The 15,796-nt window shown below is 76.4% G+C and carries 9 protein-coding genes; 7 read left to right on the forward strand and 2 right to left on the reverse strand.

Annotated elements, in window-relative coordinates; genetic code table 11:
• The first annotated feature begins 397 nt into the window (after window positions 1–397).
• The 6 genes from ACIBAD_RS27145 to ACIBAD_RS27170 all read left to right on the forward strand — a co-directional run bounded on the left by ACIBAD_RS27145 (window position 398) and on the right by ACIBAD_RS27170 (window position 10,565).
• Complete coding sequence (locus ACIBAD_RS27145) at window positions 398–589, forward strand: thiazolylpeptide-type bacteriocin (protein WP_053694258.1); 192 nt, start codon at window positions 398–400, stop codon at window positions 587–589.
• Window positions 590–748: 159 nt separating this feature from the next.
• Window positions 749–3,397, forward strand: a complete 2,649-nt coding sequence (locus tag ACIBAD_RS27150; protein ID WP_398909032.1) for a lantibiotic dehydratase — start codon at window positions 749–751, stop codon at window positions 3,395–3,397.
• A 119-nt stretch (window positions 3,398–3,516) separates the two neighbouring features.
• On the forward strand, window positions 3,517–4,695 hold the full coding sequence (locus ACIBAD_RS27155; RefSeq protein WP_398909034.1) for a lantibiotic dehydratase C-terminal domain-containing protein: 1,179 nt from the start codon (window positions 3,517–3,519) through the stop codon (window positions 4,693–4,695).
• Window positions 4,692–6,575, forward strand: coding sequence for a hypothetical protein (locus ACIBAD_RS27160; protein ID WP_398909038.1), 1,884 nt, complete (start codon window positions 4,692–4,694; stop codon window positions 6,573–6,575). The genes ACIBAD_RS27155 and ACIBAD_RS27160 overlap by 4 nt, the downstream gene beginning before the upstream one ends.
• On the forward strand, window positions 6,572–8,743 hold the full coding sequence (locus ACIBAD_RS27165; protein WP_398909040.1) for a TOMM precursor leader peptide-binding protein: 2,172 nt from the start codon (window positions 6,572–6,574) through the stop codon (window positions 8,741–8,743). The genes ACIBAD_RS27160 and ACIBAD_RS27165 overlap by 4 nt, the downstream gene beginning before the upstream one ends.
• A gap of 10 nt (window positions 8,744–8,753) precedes the next feature.
• Window positions 8,754–10,565 carry a thiopeptide-type bacteriocin biosynthesis protein gene (locus ACIBAD_RS27170; protein WP_398909042.1) on the forward strand — a complete coding sequence of 604 codons (1,812 nt, stop codon included), beginning with the start codon at window positions 8,754–8,756 and terminating at the stop codon, window positions 10,563–10,565.
• Between the two features lie 177 nt (window positions 10,566–10,742).
• On the opposite strand, the gene ACIBAD_RS27175 is transcribed toward ACIBAD_RS27170, so the two are convergent.
• Entirely contained in the window at window positions 10,743–11,243 is a 501-nt protein-coding gene (locus ACIBAD_RS27175) for a nuclear transport factor 2 family protein (protein WP_398909044.1), read from the reverse strand.
• A gap of 408 nt (window positions 11,244–11,651) precedes the next feature.
• Complete coding sequence (locus ACIBAD_RS27180) at window positions 11,652–14,510, reverse strand: serine hydrolase (protein WP_398909046.1); 2,859 nt, start codon at window positions 14,508–14,510, stop codon at window positions 11,652–11,654.
• A 292-nt stretch (window positions 14,511–14,802) separates the two neighbouring features.
• Here ACIBAD_RS27180 and ACIBAD_RS27185 point away from each other — a divergent pair, with 292 nt between their 5' ends.
• Window positions 14,803–15,795: a COX15/CtaA family protein gene (locus ACIBAD_RS27185; protein WP_166682201.1), complete on the forward strand. Its 993-nt coding sequence runs from the start codon at window positions 14,803–14,805 to the stop codon at window positions 15,793–15,795.
• The last annotated feature ends 1 nt before the right edge of the window (window position 15,796 follow it).

Raw genomic sequence — 15,796 nt, forward strand, 5'->3', positions numbered from 1 at the left:
TACTAGTGCGTGTCGTATGTGACGTGGGTCCTGTGGGGCGGGTCACCGGGAAACGCCCCGAATGTCACTTTCCGTACCGGTTCGCTACGCGAAATAGTGTGTGGTCGGGGCCACTTTCAACGCGAACCGAAGGAAACCGGCACCTCGAACGCCGCTTTCCGCACTACCCGCTCCACCCCCAGCGCACGCCCCGCCGCCCAGCCCGCGTCAGGTCGCACGGGTGGGACCGGGCCGGCGGCGCCGGCGCGGAGGTGGCCCTGCCGTTCCGACCTGACACCGCGATTGCCTTCGGTCCGTGACGGCGCTGACACTCATGGTGCACCGCGACGCTCCTTCGGATGCCCCGCGCACACCGTCTTCGCGGCTCCGCAATCCCCGGAAACGAGAGGAAATCCGCATGTCCGAAAACTCCGCCACCACCGGGTACAACGACCTCGATCTCGACCTGGACCTCGACCTCAGCGAGCTGACCGTCACCGCGCTGAGCGACACCGCCGCCCTGCCCGAGAACGGCGCCTCATGGGGCTCCTGCTCCTGTCAGGGCTCGTCCTCCTGCGCCCAGCCGCAGGTGGAGACGCCCGTCGTCTGACGGCTGTGACGAGGCCGCTCCCGTGGCGGCCGGCCCACCCGGGCCGGCCGCCACGGCCGGCGGCCCGAGCCGGAGGACAGCTCACAGGCCCACACCGCACGACGGGAGCCCGCCTTGCCGCACCCCGCCCAGCCAGCCGCAGCGCAACACGTCGCGCCCGTGCCGGGGACCGCCCCGTACGCGCTGGTCCGCACCACGGTGACGGCGTACCCCGCGCAGCCGGAGGCGGCCGCGCCGGTACGGATCCTGCTCGACCGGCTCACCGCCCTCACGGCACAGGAGGACGCACTGCGTCCGGCCCTGTGCGACGACCTCTTCTCCTCCCGGCCCGGGCACGACGAGGAGTTCCACCGCCAGGTGGTGCTCCCGCTGCGCCGGGCGCTGCACAACGGCCGCGTCCCCCGCCCCGCCCTGCTGGCCCGCCTCGGTGACCTGCCCGTACGGGTGCCCCGGCTCGGCACCTGGCTGGGTCTGCGCGAGCTGCGCGACGTACTCCTGACGGATCTGGCCGCGGCCGCCCCCGAGGCCCTGACCGCCGAGCGCTCCGCCCTCGCGCAGCTGTGCCGCTCCCCCGGCTTCGCCCGGGCCGTCGCGCTCGGCAGTGCCGACCTGTTGCGCGCGGTGGCCCGGGCCGCCAGGGACGAGGGCGGCCGCAGGGCCCGCAAGGAGGAGGCCTCGGTACTGCGGCATGCCCTGCGCGCCAGCACGAAGACCAGTCCGCTGTCCTGGTTCACCGCCGTGGGGTGGTCCGGAGGCCCGGACCCCTCGGCCGGGCCGGTACCGGCTCCGTCGGCGCTGCCTCCGCTGCCTCCGCTGCGGTCCGTGGTGCGGGAGCACCGGACACTCGTCGAGGCGCTCGTCGCCGCGCTGCTGGACGAACCGCGCCGTCGCCGGGGCCTCGCCCACCGCATGACCAGCGGTGCGCGGCACAGCGCCGACGGGCGGGCCCTGTACATGCGGGACCACGCGGTCTTCGCGGGCGGCCGGTACCTCGTCACGCACGAGGAGACGGTCGAGCTCGCCGCCCGCCCCGCCCTGACCGCGCTGGACGTGCTCGCGGCCGCGCCCGCCTCCCTCGACGAGCTGGCGGACCGACTCGGTCCGGCCCTCGGCCGCCCCCGCACCGACCCCGCCGTCGGCCGCTTTCTCGGTCAGCTCACCGACGGCGGGCTGCTGGTGCCCGTGCAGCCCGTCGATCCCCAGCACCCGCACCCGCTGCGTGCGCTGGCCGAATGGCTGCGCCGGTGGCCCGAGGACGCGGCCCTGGCCGACCGGATGGACCGGCTCGCCGCCGACACCGCCGGGTTCGCGGACACCCGGGCCGAGGAGCGGCCCGCCCTGCTCGCCGACCTGGCGGACCGCTGGCGCCGGCTGCTGGCCGACGCCGGCCGGCCCGTGCCGGCCGACGCCGCCCCGCTGAACGTGCTCTCCGAGGACGTGATCGCCGCGGGACATGCGACCGCCACCGGCCGGCTGACCGGCGCGGACCGGGCCGTGCTCGGCGAACTCACCGCCCTGGCCGAGCTGTTCGACCTCGGACACCTGATGCGGCGGGCCGCGCTGGAACGCTTCGTCGCACGCTACGGGCGCGGCGGGACCTGCCCGGCCCCCTGGGAGTTCGGCGCCGACACCGCCGCCGCGTGGGAGGAGGCCGCGCGCCTCGCCGTCCGGCCGTCCGGCGACCCGGGACTCTCCTCCGAGCTGGCCGAACTGGCCGCACTGCGTGAGGAGTTCACCGATCTGGCACGAAGCGCGGTGGCGGCCGCACCCGGAGGCTGGGCCGAGGAGGTCGTCCTGCCCGCCGAGGAGGTACGGGGGCTCGCGGCCCGGCTGCCCGGCTGGACCGCCGCCCGCCCGCTCAGCTACTCGTGGTTCGTCCAGAGCGCCGAGCCGACCGCCGCCGGCCCCGGGGGCGCGGTCCCCGGCGGCCTGCTCTGCGTCAACCACGTCTACGGCGGCTGGGGCCGCTTCACCAGCCGCTTCCTGGACGACCTCCCCAGCGGCGCCGCCGAGCAGGTGGCCCGCGAGATCCGCCGCGGGCTCGGCAACGGCGCCCGGGCCGCCCAGATCCGGCCGGTGGGCGGCTTCAACGCCAATCTCCATCCGCTGCTCGTCGGCGCGGAGATCGGCCCCGACCGCTGTCGGAGCACGCTCGCCGAGGCCGATGTGGAGCTGGTCCACGACCTGGACTCCGACCAGCTCCGTCTCCGGCTGCGGGCCACCGGCGAACCCCTCGACGTCCTCTACCTCGGCTTCCTCGCCCCGGTCATGCTGCCGCAGCGCCTCGCGCCGCTCCTGTGCGACCACCCGGGCGGCGTCGTGGACTTCCGGCGGCTCCTCCCCCGCCGCACCCTCGCCGTCCCCGGCGGCGAGGTGCGGCTGACCCCCCGGCTGCGCCACGGACGTGCGGTGCTCGCCCGGCGCCGCTGGCACCTGCCCGCCGGGGTGCTGGCCGAGCTCCGCGCCGACCTCGCGGCCGACCCCGGCGCGATCCCGGCCGCCGCGGCGGCCCGGTGGCGGGCTCTGCTGGGACTGCCGGAGCAGTTGTTCCTGCACCCGGTGCCCGAGCCTCCCGCCGGGCGGCCCGCCGAGGACTTCGTACGGAGTCTGCGCGCGCCCAAGCCGCAGGCCCTCGACCTGGGCAGCGCCCTGCACCTGCGCTGCCTCCCCGGCTGGCTGGCGCGCCATCCGCGGGGAGTGGTGCTGGAGGAGTCGCTGCCCGTCTTCGGCGGCCGCAGCCGGCCCGGGCGTGCCGTGGAGCTCATCGCCGAGACCTACCGGCCCGCACGCCCCGCCCGGCCGGACTGAGCCCGGTGCGACCCGTGCCGCCCGTGTCCCCCGTGTCCCCCATGTCCCCCGCGCCGCTGCGGCCGCCCGGCCCGCCGGGCCCCGCCGCCACCCCGCCCGTCATCCGCCGAGGAGAACCCATGACCGCCCCGGCCACCGGCCCGGACACCGCCGCCCCGCCCGCCCCGGGTGCCGCCACCGCCCTCGACGTGGTCGTCCACCACTACGAGCCGGTCAAGGCGCCCCTGTTGCGCGAAGCCGTGCTGCCCCTCGCCCGCCGGGCCGCCGCGGAAGGGCTCACCGCCCACGTCGAACGCCACTGGCTGCACGGCCCGCACCTGCGGCTGCGCCTGCGCGGCCGCCCGGGGGCGGTGGCCGCCGCCGCCGAGCGCACCGCCGCCGAGCTGCGCGCCCGCGCGGCCTCGCACCCCTCGCGGGCCGCCGCCGACGGGGAGCGCCTGCTGGCGCAGGCCGCGGCGGCGGGCCGGGCGGAGCTGATACCGCCCCCGTACGGTCCGCTCGTACCCGACAACACCGTGCGAGTGGAGCCGGTGGACCTCTCCTCCCTGAACGCGCTGATCGGCCCGGACGGGGTGCGGCTGCGCGAGGAGCTGCTGGCCTTGGGCCTGCCCGCCCTCCAGGCGGGCACCGCGTTCCTCGGCGAGCGCTCGGACACCTCCGCCGCCCGGATCGAACTCGTGGTGTCGGCCCTCGCGGCCCATGCGGCCGCGCACCCGGAAGGGCTGGTCGGCGGCCACTACTCGTACGTCTCCCACCTGGAGGACTTCCTCGTCCAAGAGGACCGCGACGGGCGGATGCGGGCGGCCTTCGACCGCCGCTGGGACGCGGCGGGCGAGCGGATCTCGGCGCTGGTGGGCCGGATCGCGAGCGGGGGTGCGACCGGCTGGGAGCGGGCATGGGCCGACTGGTCCGCAGGGGCCTGGCGGATCACGGAGGAACGGCTGCGCGCGGGCGCGGACTTCACCGGGGTGCGTGCGGAGTACCTGGACCGGGCCGCGGCGCTCGGCGACCGGGCCACCGTCGAGCGCTGGGACCGGCGGGTGCGGACCCGGTACAGCGACTTCCACCGGCGGCTGCACCGCTCGGACCCGCAGGGCACGATGTGGACCCGCCCCGACTACATGGTCTACCGGGCGTGTACGAACGGGCTGTACCGGCTCCTCACCATCTGCGACGTCCGGCCCGTGGAGCGCTACCTCGCCGCCCACCTCGTGGTGCGCAGCGTGCCGGAACTCACCGGGCACCGGTGGCAGGCGCGCGTCGACGAGGTCATCGCCGCCGTCGAGGGGACGCCGTGAGCGCCGCCGGACGGCCGCGCCTGCGGCTGCGGCCCGGGGTGGCGGTCACTCCGCTGCGGGAGGGTCTGCACCTGCGCGGCCGGGACGGGAGCGTGACGCTCGAAGGGAGCAGGGCGCTGCCCGCCCTGTGGGAGCTGCTGTCCGAGCGGTTCGGCCAGGGGTCCGAGGACGTTTCGGGCACGGAGGTCGGGGAGGACGGGGAGTTCGCGGAGGGCGCGGAGGGGTACGTCGACCCGGCGACCGGCCGGGCGCGCCTCGATCCGGCCGATCCACGGGTCGAGGCCGCGCTGACCGCGCTGACCGCGCAGCTGCACGCGCACGATCTGCTGCTCGCCGAGCATCCGACCGGAGCGGCCGGGCCCGCCGCCTGGCTGGCGGCCTCCGCGCACCGGCCGGCCAGCGCGGCCGCGGCCCTGGCCGCCGCACGGCCCGTGGTCGCGGCGGCCGATCCCGGCGGGCCGCTCGCGACGGCGCTGATCGGCGTCCTGGAGCGCGCGGGTACCCCGCCGCGGGTGTACCGGGACACGGGACTGCCGTCCGAGCGCGTGGTGGCGGTCGCGGGCACTCCGCCGGTGGCCGTGGCCGTGGCCCGTACCGCCGAGGGCGGGTTCGTCACGGCCCCGGCCGAGCCGCAACGGACGCGTACGGACGCCGAGTCGATCGCCGTACGCCTGGGCGTCGGCACCGACTCCGGCAGCGACTCCGGCAGCAGCACCGGCACCGCGGACACCGGGTCGCTCCCCGTACCCGTACCCCTGCCCGGCGGGGCTGAGGCCGGGGCAGCGGCGGCGCTGACGGCGCTGCTGGCCGGCGCGGCGGCGCAGCGGCTGCTGTGTTCCGCCGCCGGTCTGCCCGATCCGGCGGGGCGGGAGGAGGACCCGCACCTGCTCCCGGACCTTCCCGCCGTACTGGTCGCCGAGGCCCGCCCGCCGCACGCCTCCTACCGCCCTTGGGTCACCGGGCCGGCCGACCCCGGGTCCCCTTCCCCCGCCCCCGTCGGCGACCTGGCCGAGGCGCTGCGCCGTGTCGGGGCGCTGGGCGACCCGTACTTGGGAGTGCTCGACGCACCGCGGGCGGGGGACCTGCCCCAGTTGCCCGCCGCGCTCGCGGTCTGCGGCTCGGTGGCCGGGCCCCTGATGGCCGGGGCTCCGCGGACGGACCTGGCCCGGCTCTCCGCGGCGTGCCGTGCGGCGGAACTGCACCTGGGCGAAGGGCTGCCGGGTCCGGTGGCGGTCGGCGCCGGCCCCGGACACGCCCTGGGGCGGGCCCTGCGCCGGGCCGCCCTCGCCGCCGCGGGTCCCGCCGGCCCCGGCTACGTCCTGGGCGAGGAGGAATGGCGCGAGCATCCGCAAGCCCGCCACTGGTGGACCGTGCTGACCCGGCATCTGGAACTTCCGGTGGAGATGACGGTTCGCCGGTTCACCGCGGAGCGGGCCTATCTGGCGGTGGTACGGGACCCCGAGGGCCGGGTCGGGACCGCGGGGGTGGCCGCCCGTGCCGTGGAGGCGACGGCCGCCGACGCCGCGGCGCTGGCCGCGCTCGGCGCGGTGACCCGGGCCATGGCCGCCCGGCACGGTCCGGCCGGGGCCGTGCACGCCGCGTTCAGCGGGGCCGAGGCGCCGCTCGCCGTTGCGGGAGTCGAGCCGGCGGCCTGGACGGACGAGGGATGGACCGACCGCTGGCTGGCCGGGATCACCCGGCGGGAGCCGGAGCTGTGCGCGGCGCTGGCCCGGCTGACCGGAGTGCGCCCCGAGCCCTGGCAGCCGCCGGGTGGGGCGGACCCGGTCGGCGGCGGAGCGGCCGGATCCGGCGGGCCGGTCCTGGCTGCCCTGCGGGCTTGCGGATTCACCGTTCTGGCCGGGTGGGAAGGAGCGCGATGAACGCGATGGGTGCGACGGGTGCGATGGGCGCGATCACGACGAACGGGGCGGACGGGGGGACGGCGGCTGCCGGCGGTGCGATGGGGGCCGCGGTCGCCGGCTCCGTACCCGTCCTGGATCCGGCGGCGGCGCTGAAAACCACCGGCGGGGCCGCCATCGTCCACCTCACCTCCTGGACCCTGGAGCTGGCGGAGCAGCTCAGCCGCCACGCGACGGCCCATCCCGTACGCCTGGTGCCGGTGCGCGAGGACGGTGCGCTGACGGTGATCGGCCCCGTGCTGGAGCCCGCGATGCGGGCGTGCCTGGCGTGCGTCGAGTACCGGCGCCTGGCCACCGCGGGTGGCAGGGTGCCCTGGCAGAGCCCCCGGCTGGCACTCGGCGGCACGGGCACGCCGGCCATGGCGGAGGCGGCCCTGCTGCTCGCCGCCGCCCTTCTGGAGCCCGGGCCCGCCCCGGAGGCGGGGACGGAGGCGCGGGCGGGGACGGAGGCGGAGGCAGGGGCGGAGGCGCAGGCAGGGGCGGAAGCCGGGGCAAGGGCGGAAGCCGGGGCAAGGGCGGAAGCCGGGGCAAGGGCGGAAGCCGGGGCAAGGGCGGAAGCCGGGGCAAGGGCGGAAGCCGGGGCAAGGGCGGAAGCCGGGGCAGGGGCGGAAGCCGGGGCGACGCCCTCCACCGTCCACATCGTCCAGGGCCACCGCGCCACCTGGTCCACCCATCACATCCGCCCGGTGGGCGGCTGCCCGGTGTGCCGTCCGCTGCCGGCCGACTCCCCCGCGGCGGGCGGCTTCACGGACGCGCCGCGGCCGCTGCCCGACCCGTCGGTGCTGCGCGGCCCCAACGACCGTACGGGAGCGGAGCGGTTGCGGGCCGAGCTGTACGACGAACGGTTCGGCCCGGTGCGCCGCCTGTTCCGCACCGAGGACTCCGCCTTCGCCCTCACCACCGCCTGGGTGACGGACGGCCGCCTGGTCGACGACGGAGGATACGGGCGCTCCGCCGACTTCCGCTCCAGCGAGCGGGTGGCGCTGTTCGAGGGCGTGGAACGGCTGGCCGGCATGCGCCCGCTGGGCCGGCGCACCGTCCTGCGCGCGTCCTTCGCCGAACTGGGCCCGGAGGCCGCCGTGGACCCCGCCCGGCTCGGTCTGCCCGATCCGGCCCACCGGGGGCACCCCGCCACCCGGACCGTCCCGTACCACGCCGACCTGGAGCTGGACTGGGTGTACGGCTGGTCGCTCACCGAAGGCCGGGCACGGGCGGTGCCCGAGCACGTGGCCTACTGGGACCTCGCCCCGGGCCCCGGCCGGGCACGGGTGCTCTACGAGTCCTCGAACGGCTGCGGGCTCGGCAACAGCCCCCAGGAGGCCGCGCTCTACGGGCTGTTCGAGGTGGCGGAACGCGACGCCTTCCTGATGGCGTGGTACGCGCGCACGCCGCTGCCCGGCATCGCCCTGCCCGCCGAAGACCCGCTGGTGACCGCCCTGGCCTCGCGGGCCGAACTGATGGGGTACCGGCTGAGCCTGCTGGACGCCACCAACGACCTCGGCATTCCGGCGGTGGTCTCGCTCTGCCGCTACGAGGGGGGCCACCCCGACGCCCCCCGCGCCTTCCTGGCCGCCGGAGCCCACCACGATCCGCGCGCCGCGATCCGCTCGGCGGTGGCGGAGGTCGTCACCAACGTCCAGGACGCCGTGCACCGGCCGGCCGGTCCGGGCGGGGCGCGCGACCCGGAGCGGCTCCGCCCCATGCTGTGGCGGCCCGAGCTGGTGGTCGGCCTCGACGACCACGTGGGCCTGAACACCCTGCCGGAGGCGCAGCACCGGCTGGAGTTCCTGTTCGACGGCGTACGGGAGGTCCCCTGGCAGGAACGGTGGCCGGGCGCTCCCGCGCCGGTGGCCGACCTCACCCGGCTGCTGGCGGGGACGGTCGCGCGACTGGCCGCCGAGGGGCTGGAGGTGGTCGTCGTCGCGCAGGACGAGCCCGGGATCCGGGACCGGCTGGGGCTGCACTGCGCCAAGGTGATCGTGCCCGGCACCCTCCCGATGACCTTCGGCCACGTCAACCGCCGCACGCTCGGGCTGCCCCGGCTGCTGGAGGTGCCCCACCGGCTGGGGCGCGCCGCCCGTCCGCTGCGCCACGACGAACTCCCCCTGTACCCGCACCCGTTCCCGTGAGGACCTTCCGATGACCCAAGACCTGTACGCGCCCCCGCCCCCGCCCCCGTCCGCGTCCGCGTCCGCGTCCCCCGCGGGGGCGGGAGCGCCCGCCTCCACGACGGCGGCCCCCGCACCGGGTGACGGTCCGGCCGCGGCCCCGGCGGGGGGCTGGCAGAGCCTGCACCTGACCCTGCACACCGACGGCGCGGACACCGACGCCTTCGTCACGCAGGCGCTCGCCCCCCTGATGGACGGCCGGTACGGGCCGAACGGCGGCGCCTGGTTCTTCATCCGCTACCACGAGGGCGGACCCCATCTGCGGATCAGGTTCGGGGGCTCGGCTGCGGAGCGGGACGAACTCGCCGCGGAACTGGCCCTGTCGGCTGCCGCGGCGACCCCCGCGGCCGGCCCCTTCCCCGGCCGGCACGGGGAGGTGCGCGCGGCACGCTACGAGCCGGAGACCGAGCGGTACGGCGGGCCGGCCGCGCTCCCGGTGGCCGAGGAGGTGTTCGTGCACTCGACGCGCGCCGCCGTCGCCGCCCTGCGCGCCGTGCCCGGGCGGGCCGACCGGTTGCGGCTCGCCCTGGACCTCGCCCACGCCACGGCGTACGCCCTGGGCCTGGACGAACTGGACTCGGCGGGCTGGCTGCGCCGGCACGCCGCCTCCTGGCGCTGGGCGGCCGAGGTGCGGCCGCTGCCCGGAGCCGCCGTCCACACCCGGGTCAACACGGTGTTCGCGGCCCAGCGTACGAACCTGGCGCGGCGCGCCCGGGCCGTCCGCGCCGGGCTGGAGGACGGCTCCGCCGATCCCTGGCTCGCGCAGTGGTCCCGGCAGGTGCGGGCGGCCGACGCCCGGCTGCGTACCGCCGTACCGGGCGCGGACCGGGCGGACGCGCCGGGACGGGCGGACCGCAGGCTGTGGGTGTGGGCCTCACAGCTCCACATGCTGTTCAACCGGCTGGGGGTCACCCCCGACGAGGAGCGGGCCGTGTGCCGGCTCGCGGGGCGCGCCCTGCTGGAGACGGGCGACGGGGGCGGCTTCTTCGGGGCCGGGCCGCGCGCGGCCGACTACCAGTACCTGGAGCAGAGCAAGTTCCAGATCGGTCGGGCACAGGACACCGCCGTACGGAGCATCGCGCGGCCGGGCCTGCCGTCCGAGTACCGGCCCGAGGCGGAACGGGCGCTCCCCGCGGCCCCGTTGCCGGAGCTTTCCCTCGCGGACGCGCTGCGCCGCCGCAGCTCGGCGCGCGGAGCGCTGCGGGGCCCGCTCACCGCCGAGGAGCTGGGCGGGGTGCTGTGGCACGCCCACGCGCCGAGCCACGTGTCCCGGCGGCCGCTGGCCGACGGCACGGAGCGCACCCTGCACCACCGCCCTTACCCGAGCGCGGGCGCCCTCTACAGCGTCCGGGTACGCCTCCTGGCGCTCTCCGTGGCCGGACTGGCCCCCGGTACGTACCACTGCATGCCGGAGCGGCGGTCGCTGGTGGCCCTCGGACCCGCGCCGGACCTCGACGGCCTCAAGGCGCTGTCCTCGTACCTCTCGCGCCCGGCGCAGGACCCGGACTCCGTCGGGATCGACGAGGCGCCGGCGGTGCTGGCGGTCCACCTGGACCTCGGGCTGCTCCGGCGGCGCTACGGGCTGCGGGCGCTGCGGCTCGGCCTGCTGGAGGCCGGGCACCTGGCCCAGACCCTCCAGCTCACGGCCGGGGCGTTCGGGCTGGCCACCATTCCGCTCGGCGGCCTGCAGGACGACCTGGCGCACGAGCTGCTGGGCCTGGACGACCTCGACGAGCCGATCCAGTACCTGCTGCCGCTCGGGCGCACGGACCCGGGGATGTAGGCGCCGCGGCTCAGGGCGCGGGGTGCGGGGCGCGGGGTGCGGGGTGCGGCCTCTGGTGTTGGCCGACGGTGCCGGACATGAGGGTCCGGACGTGCTCGGGGAGGTGTTCCGCGGGCCAGTCCCGCCAGGCGAGGGAGGGCGGGCGGGCGACGCCGCCCGAGCCCTCTCCGGTCGGCGTCAGGTGGCGGGAGGGGTCCAGTCGGCCGGCAGGCCGGACTGGGTGAGAACGGTGGCCAGGCTGTAGTGGTCCTGGTCGGAGGCGATGCGGCAGTGGTTCTCGTCGAGGTCGAGCAGGGTGGTCATCGGCACGGCGAAGGGCTTGGGCGCGCCCTTGAGGTGGCCGGAGTAGACGGAGCGGACGGTGATGCGGTCGCCGTCGAGGCGGGTGGCGCGGACGGTGACGCGGACGTCGTCGATCAGCGCGTCGGCTCGGGCCTTCCACCCCGCGATCTCCTCCCGGCCGCGGAAGGTGACGCCCACGGCTTCGTCGGTGTAGGTGCCGTCGGCTGTGAACAGGGCGCCGAGCGCCCGGGGTTCGGTGCCGTTCCAGGCGCGGGCCCAGTCGGCGACGAGCCTGCCCTGCGCGGCGTGGGCGTGGGCGTGGGCGTGGGAGGCGGTGGCGCAGAGGGCTGCGGTGGCGGTCAGGACGGTCAGGGTGCGGAGCGCGCGGGACGTCATGGCTGGTGTTCCTCCGGGTACGAGTACGGGTGGGCCCCCAGGCTCGTACCGGGCGGTGTCCACTCTCCAGGCCCTGCGGGGTCGGCGCCTGTCCGGCACTGCCCGCCCTTGTCCACCGGGGGCGGCCCCGGCGGGCGCCAGCCGCGACGGAACCGGGCTCCGACGACGGAGGCTTGACCGACCTGCGCGGGAACCCCGCCCGGCCTGCTGTACCGGCCCAGGTGAACGACCACGACGGCTTCGCGGATTGTCCTCGGCGGAGAACGAGGACGATCCGGTGAACGCGTACTACGAGCGGCCCGCGATGCCGGCCCTGGCCCTTTCGCAGCTCACACCATCCCCTTCACCGCCGCCCGGTACGGCATGTCCGTACCGGGCACCGGCGTTGCCTGATCCGCCGGACACCGGCTAGCGCAGGCGGGTGACCCGGGTGGTGAAGGAGGGCTCGGCCAGTGCGGTCCCGACCGCCACGGGGACGCTCTTCGCGCCCTCCCCGGCGCCGACCGTGAGGACGCCGACCTCGGTTCCCGCCTTCGCGGTGTGCGGGGTCGCAGCGGCACCCGGCCGCAGGGTGAGCTTCAGCTGCTGGCCCGGTACGCCGATCACGTTCAGGTCCTTCGTGGCCACCAGCGGGGTCTGGCCGCCGAGGCCGTCGTCCACGTGGCCGACCGTCTGGCCCTTACGGACCACCGGCGCCGAGTCGAGCGCCTGCCGCACCGCCTCGATGATCTTCTTGCTGTTGGCCAGCACGAGCTTCAGGCTGTTCTCGCCGTTGAGGTCCGGGCCGTCCACGTGCTGGTCCATGAGCGTGCCGAGGATCAACGGGGTCTCGTCGCCGACCGACTTGTACGCCGCCCACATCAGCGTGCCGCCCGCGGGGGTGCTGGACCCGGTCTTGATGCCGCGGATGCTCAGACCGTTGGCCGAGAGCAGGATGTTGTTGTTGATGAGCGTCGTGGACAGCCGCTTGATATCGGCGCTCGGCAGCGCCACCACCGCGCGGAACGCCTCCTCCTTCATCACGGCCTCGGCCAGCTTCAGCTGATCGGCGGCCGTGCTGACCGTTCCGGCGTCCAGGCCGCTGGCATCCGTGTACGTGGTGTTCGTCATGCCGAGTTCCCTGGCGGCGGCGTTCATCTTCTCGACGAAGGCCGCCTCGGAGTCGGTACCGCTGTCCCAGCGCGCCAGCAGCCGGGCCACGTTGTTGGCCGACGGGATCATGAGCATCTTCAGCATGTCCTGCTGGCTGAACTTCGTACCGGCGACGAGGCCCTCGACCCGGGACTCGTGCGTCGAGGCGCCGTCCGCCACGGCCTTCGCGTCGACCTCGATCTGGGGGCCGGGGTCGCCCTTGCGCAGCGGGTGGCCCTTGAGGACCACGTAGGCCGTCATCACCTTGGCGACGCTCGCCGTGGGGACGGGCTTCTGCTCGCCGAAGGTGCCGATGTCGCCCGAGCCGGGGACGCGCACGGCGCCTTGGCCCTTGGCGGGCCACGGTACGGAGAACTGCCCGTCGAGGGCGTGCACCTGCTCGGCCGCGACGAGCTGCGGGGCGGGCAGCGGGCGCAGCAGCTGCGCGCCGGTGACCGCGCCGGCCAGGAGCAGCAGGATCGGGGTCCAGATCTTCACGCGGCGGACCGCGGTGCGGCGCGGGGTCTCCGGCGCCGGAGCCGTGTTGGTGAGCTCGGCCAGCAGATCCAGCGGGGGCTGCGGGGGCAGCGGGACCTCGCGGGTGGGCTCGACGACCACCGGCGGCGCCGCGGCCCGACCCGGGGCGGGAGCGGGGGTCGCGGCCCTGGCCGGGGCGGGGGCGGGGGTTGCGGCCGGGGCCGCAGCGGGAGCGGGGGTTGCGGCCCCGGCCGCGGGCCGGTTCTGCGGTACGGCTCCCGGCCAAGGGGCCTTCCGCGCCGGGGCGTCCAGCTCCTTCAGGGCCACGAACTGGCTGGTCCGCTCCGCGTCGGCCTCGCCGTCCCGGGCCCAGGACGGCACCGGCCGGGATTCCCGGCCCCCGCCGTCGTCCGGCTCGGGGTCTGCGGACTCCTCGGCCTCGTCGGCCTCGTCGGCCGCATCGGCCTCGGCCACGTCGGCCTCGTCGTCAGGCGTGCCCCCGTCCGGACCTGCGCCGTCGGCTTCCGCCTCGGTCTCGGATACGTCCCCGGCGTCGGCCGCCGCTTCGGGCTCCGCCTCCGTGTCGTCGGGGTCGTCGGGCCGTGCTTCGGCCCCGGCCCCGGCCCCGGGAGCGGTCTCGGCGGCCGCCGAACCAGATGCGTCGTCGGCCTCAGGCCCGGGCTCGGCCTCGGGCTCGGCTTCTGCCTCCGACTCGGGCACGTCCCCGCCGTCAGCCTTCGCCTCGGACCCGGCCACGTCCCCGCCGTGGGGCGCTGCCTCAGGCTCGGGCACGTCCCCGCCATCGGCCTCCGCCTCGGGCCCCGCCTCCGTGTCGGGCTGTGCTTCGGCCTCCGCCCCGGGAGCGGTCTCGGCGGCCGCCGGATCAGATGCGTCGTCGGCCCCGGCCCCGGCTTCCGCCTCGGTCTCGGGCTCGGGCACGTCCCCGCCGTCGGCCTCCGCCTCGGGTCCCGCCTCCGTGTCGGGCTGTGATTCGACGTCGGCCCCGGGAGCGGTCTCGGCGGCCGCCGAATCAGATGCGTTGTCGGCCTCAGGCCCGGGCTCGGCCTCGGGCTCGGCTTCTGCCTCCGCCTCGGGCACGTCCCCGCCGTCAGCCTTCGCCTCGGACCCGGCCACGTCCCCGCCGTGGGGCTCTGCCTCAGGCTCGGGCACGTCCCCGCCATCGGCCTCCGCCTCCGCGTCGGGCCGTGCTTCGGCCTCCGCCCCGGGAGCGGTCTCGGCGGCCGCCGAATCAGATGCGTCGTCGGCTCCGGCCCCGGCTTCCGCCTCGGTCTCGGGCTCGGGCACGTCCCCGCCGTCGGCCTCCGCCTCGGGTCCCGCCTCCGTGTCGGGCTGTGATTCGACGTCGGCCCCGGGAGCGGTCTCGGCGGCCGCCGAATCTGATGCGTGGTCGGCCCCGGCCCCGGCTTCCGGCTCCGGCTCGGCTTCTGCCTTCGCCTCGGGCTCGCCCGGCGCGTCCTCCTCGGATCCGGTTTCCGTGTCGCCGTCGGGCTCGGGCTCGGGCTTCTGCGGAGTCGCGGCCTCTGCCTGCTCGGGGGCCGTGTCCTGCGTACCGGGATCCGCTTCGGGGACCTCGGTCCCTTCCGTCTCCGGAGTCTCCGGGGTGTCCGGGGAACCGCCCGCCACCGCTACCGCCTTCATTCCTGCCCCGCCTTGCCGCTCACCCCAGGCCGGCAGCCGCCACACGCTCACGCGGTGGGTCGGCTGCCGGCCGGATCTTGCCGATACCGTCGAACGAGGCCCCCGCAGGAGCCTCGCTGACCGGCTAGATGTACGCCGCGCGCCCTCCGTTCCCGCAACCCGATCCTGTGACCGTCCGGTCATACTCCGGCGACAGGTGCGACGCGCGACGCCCCGTCAAGCCGGGAAACGTGCGGCGTAGGCTGAGGTTCCGTGCCCCGGCACGTCAAAAGCGAATAGAGGAAGGCTGATCGTGCGAACTCCCCTCTCATGGCTTGCCGGCAGGTACTCGCTCGGAGCGAGGAGCGTCAGACTGGCCGCACTGGGTTCGGTCGTGGCAAGCATCGCGATCATCGTGACCGGGGGAATCGTCCGCGTCACCGGCTCCGGTCTCGGCTGCACCGATTGGCCCATGTGTACGGGAGAGACGCTGGCCCCCACCGCGGAAATGGGGGTGCACGGCGCCATCGAATTCGGGAACCGGCTCCTGACCGGAGCGCTGTGTGCGGTGGTGGGCTGGGTCGTCATTGCCGCGCGCCTCCAGGAAAGGCCGATGCCCGCGGTACTGCGCGGAGGCTGGGCGCAGTTCTGGATCGTCGTGCTGAACGCGGTCGTCGGCGGGGTGACCGTGTGGATGCAGCTGAGCCCGTACATCGTCGCCGCGCATTTCCTCGCCGCCACGCTGCTGCTCACCGCCGCGGTGTACACCTGGCACGCGGCGTACGCCGATGCCGGCGCCGACGGCGCGCCGGCCCCGCTCGCTCCGGGGTCCGCCGCGCGGCTCCGGTCGCTGTCGGCGGCCCTGGTCGCGGTGACGGCGCTGCTCGTCGTCGTGGGCACGCTCGCCACCGGTTCCGGACCGCACGCGGGTGACTCCTCCGACGTGGCGCGCATGCCGTTCGACTGGACGGCCGTGACCGTGGTCCACGGCGTACTGGCCGGGGCGGTCCTGGTGCTGGCCGGATCCCTGCGCGCCGCACTGCCCGGGGACGGCTTCGACGCCGCGCGCCGCAAGGTCGCCGTCTTCCTCGCCGTGCTCCTGGGGCAGGGCGTCGTGGGGCTGGTCCAGTCGCTGACGTCCCTGCCCTCGCTCGTCGTGATGCTCCACCTGCTGGGCTCGGCCCTCGTGTGGACCGGAGCGCTCCAGGTGCACTTCACGCTCAAGAAGGCCTGTTCCGGGCATGCGGATCCGCTGCGCGGTGCACCGCTGCCGCCTGCGCGGGGCACCGCCGCCACGCACGCGTGAC

The sequence above is a fragment of the Streptomyces sp. NPDC051109 genome, from assembly GCF_044455885.1.
Taxonomy (GTDB): Bacteria; Actinomycetota; Actinomycetes; order Streptomycetales; family Streptomycetaceae; genus Streptomyces.

Coding starts and splice junctions, on each gene's coding strand:
- ACIBAD_RS27145 (WP_053694258.1), top strand. CDS start 398: ATGTCCGAAAACTCCGCCACCACCGGGTACAACGACCTCGATCTCGAC.
- ACIBAD_RS27155 (WP_398909034.1), top strand. CDS start 3,517: ATGACCGCCCCGGCCACCGGCCCGGACACCGCCGCCCCGCCCGCCCCG.
- ACIBAD_RS27165 (WP_398909040.1), top strand. CDS start 6,572: ATGAACGCGATGGGTGCGACGGGTGCGATGGGCGCGATCACGACGAAC.
- ACIBAD_RS27170 (WP_398909042.1), top strand. CDS start 8,754: ATGACCCAAGACCTGTACGCGCCCCCGCCCCCGCCCCCGTCCGCGTCC.
- ACIBAD_RS27175 (WP_398909044.1), bottom strand. CDS start 11,243: ATGACGTCCCGCGCGCTCCGCACCCTGACCGTCCTGACCGCCACCGCA.
- ACIBAD_RS27180 (WP_398909046.1), bottom strand. CDS start 14,510: ATGAAGGCGGTAGCGGTGGCGGGCGGTTCCCCGGACACCCCGGAGACT.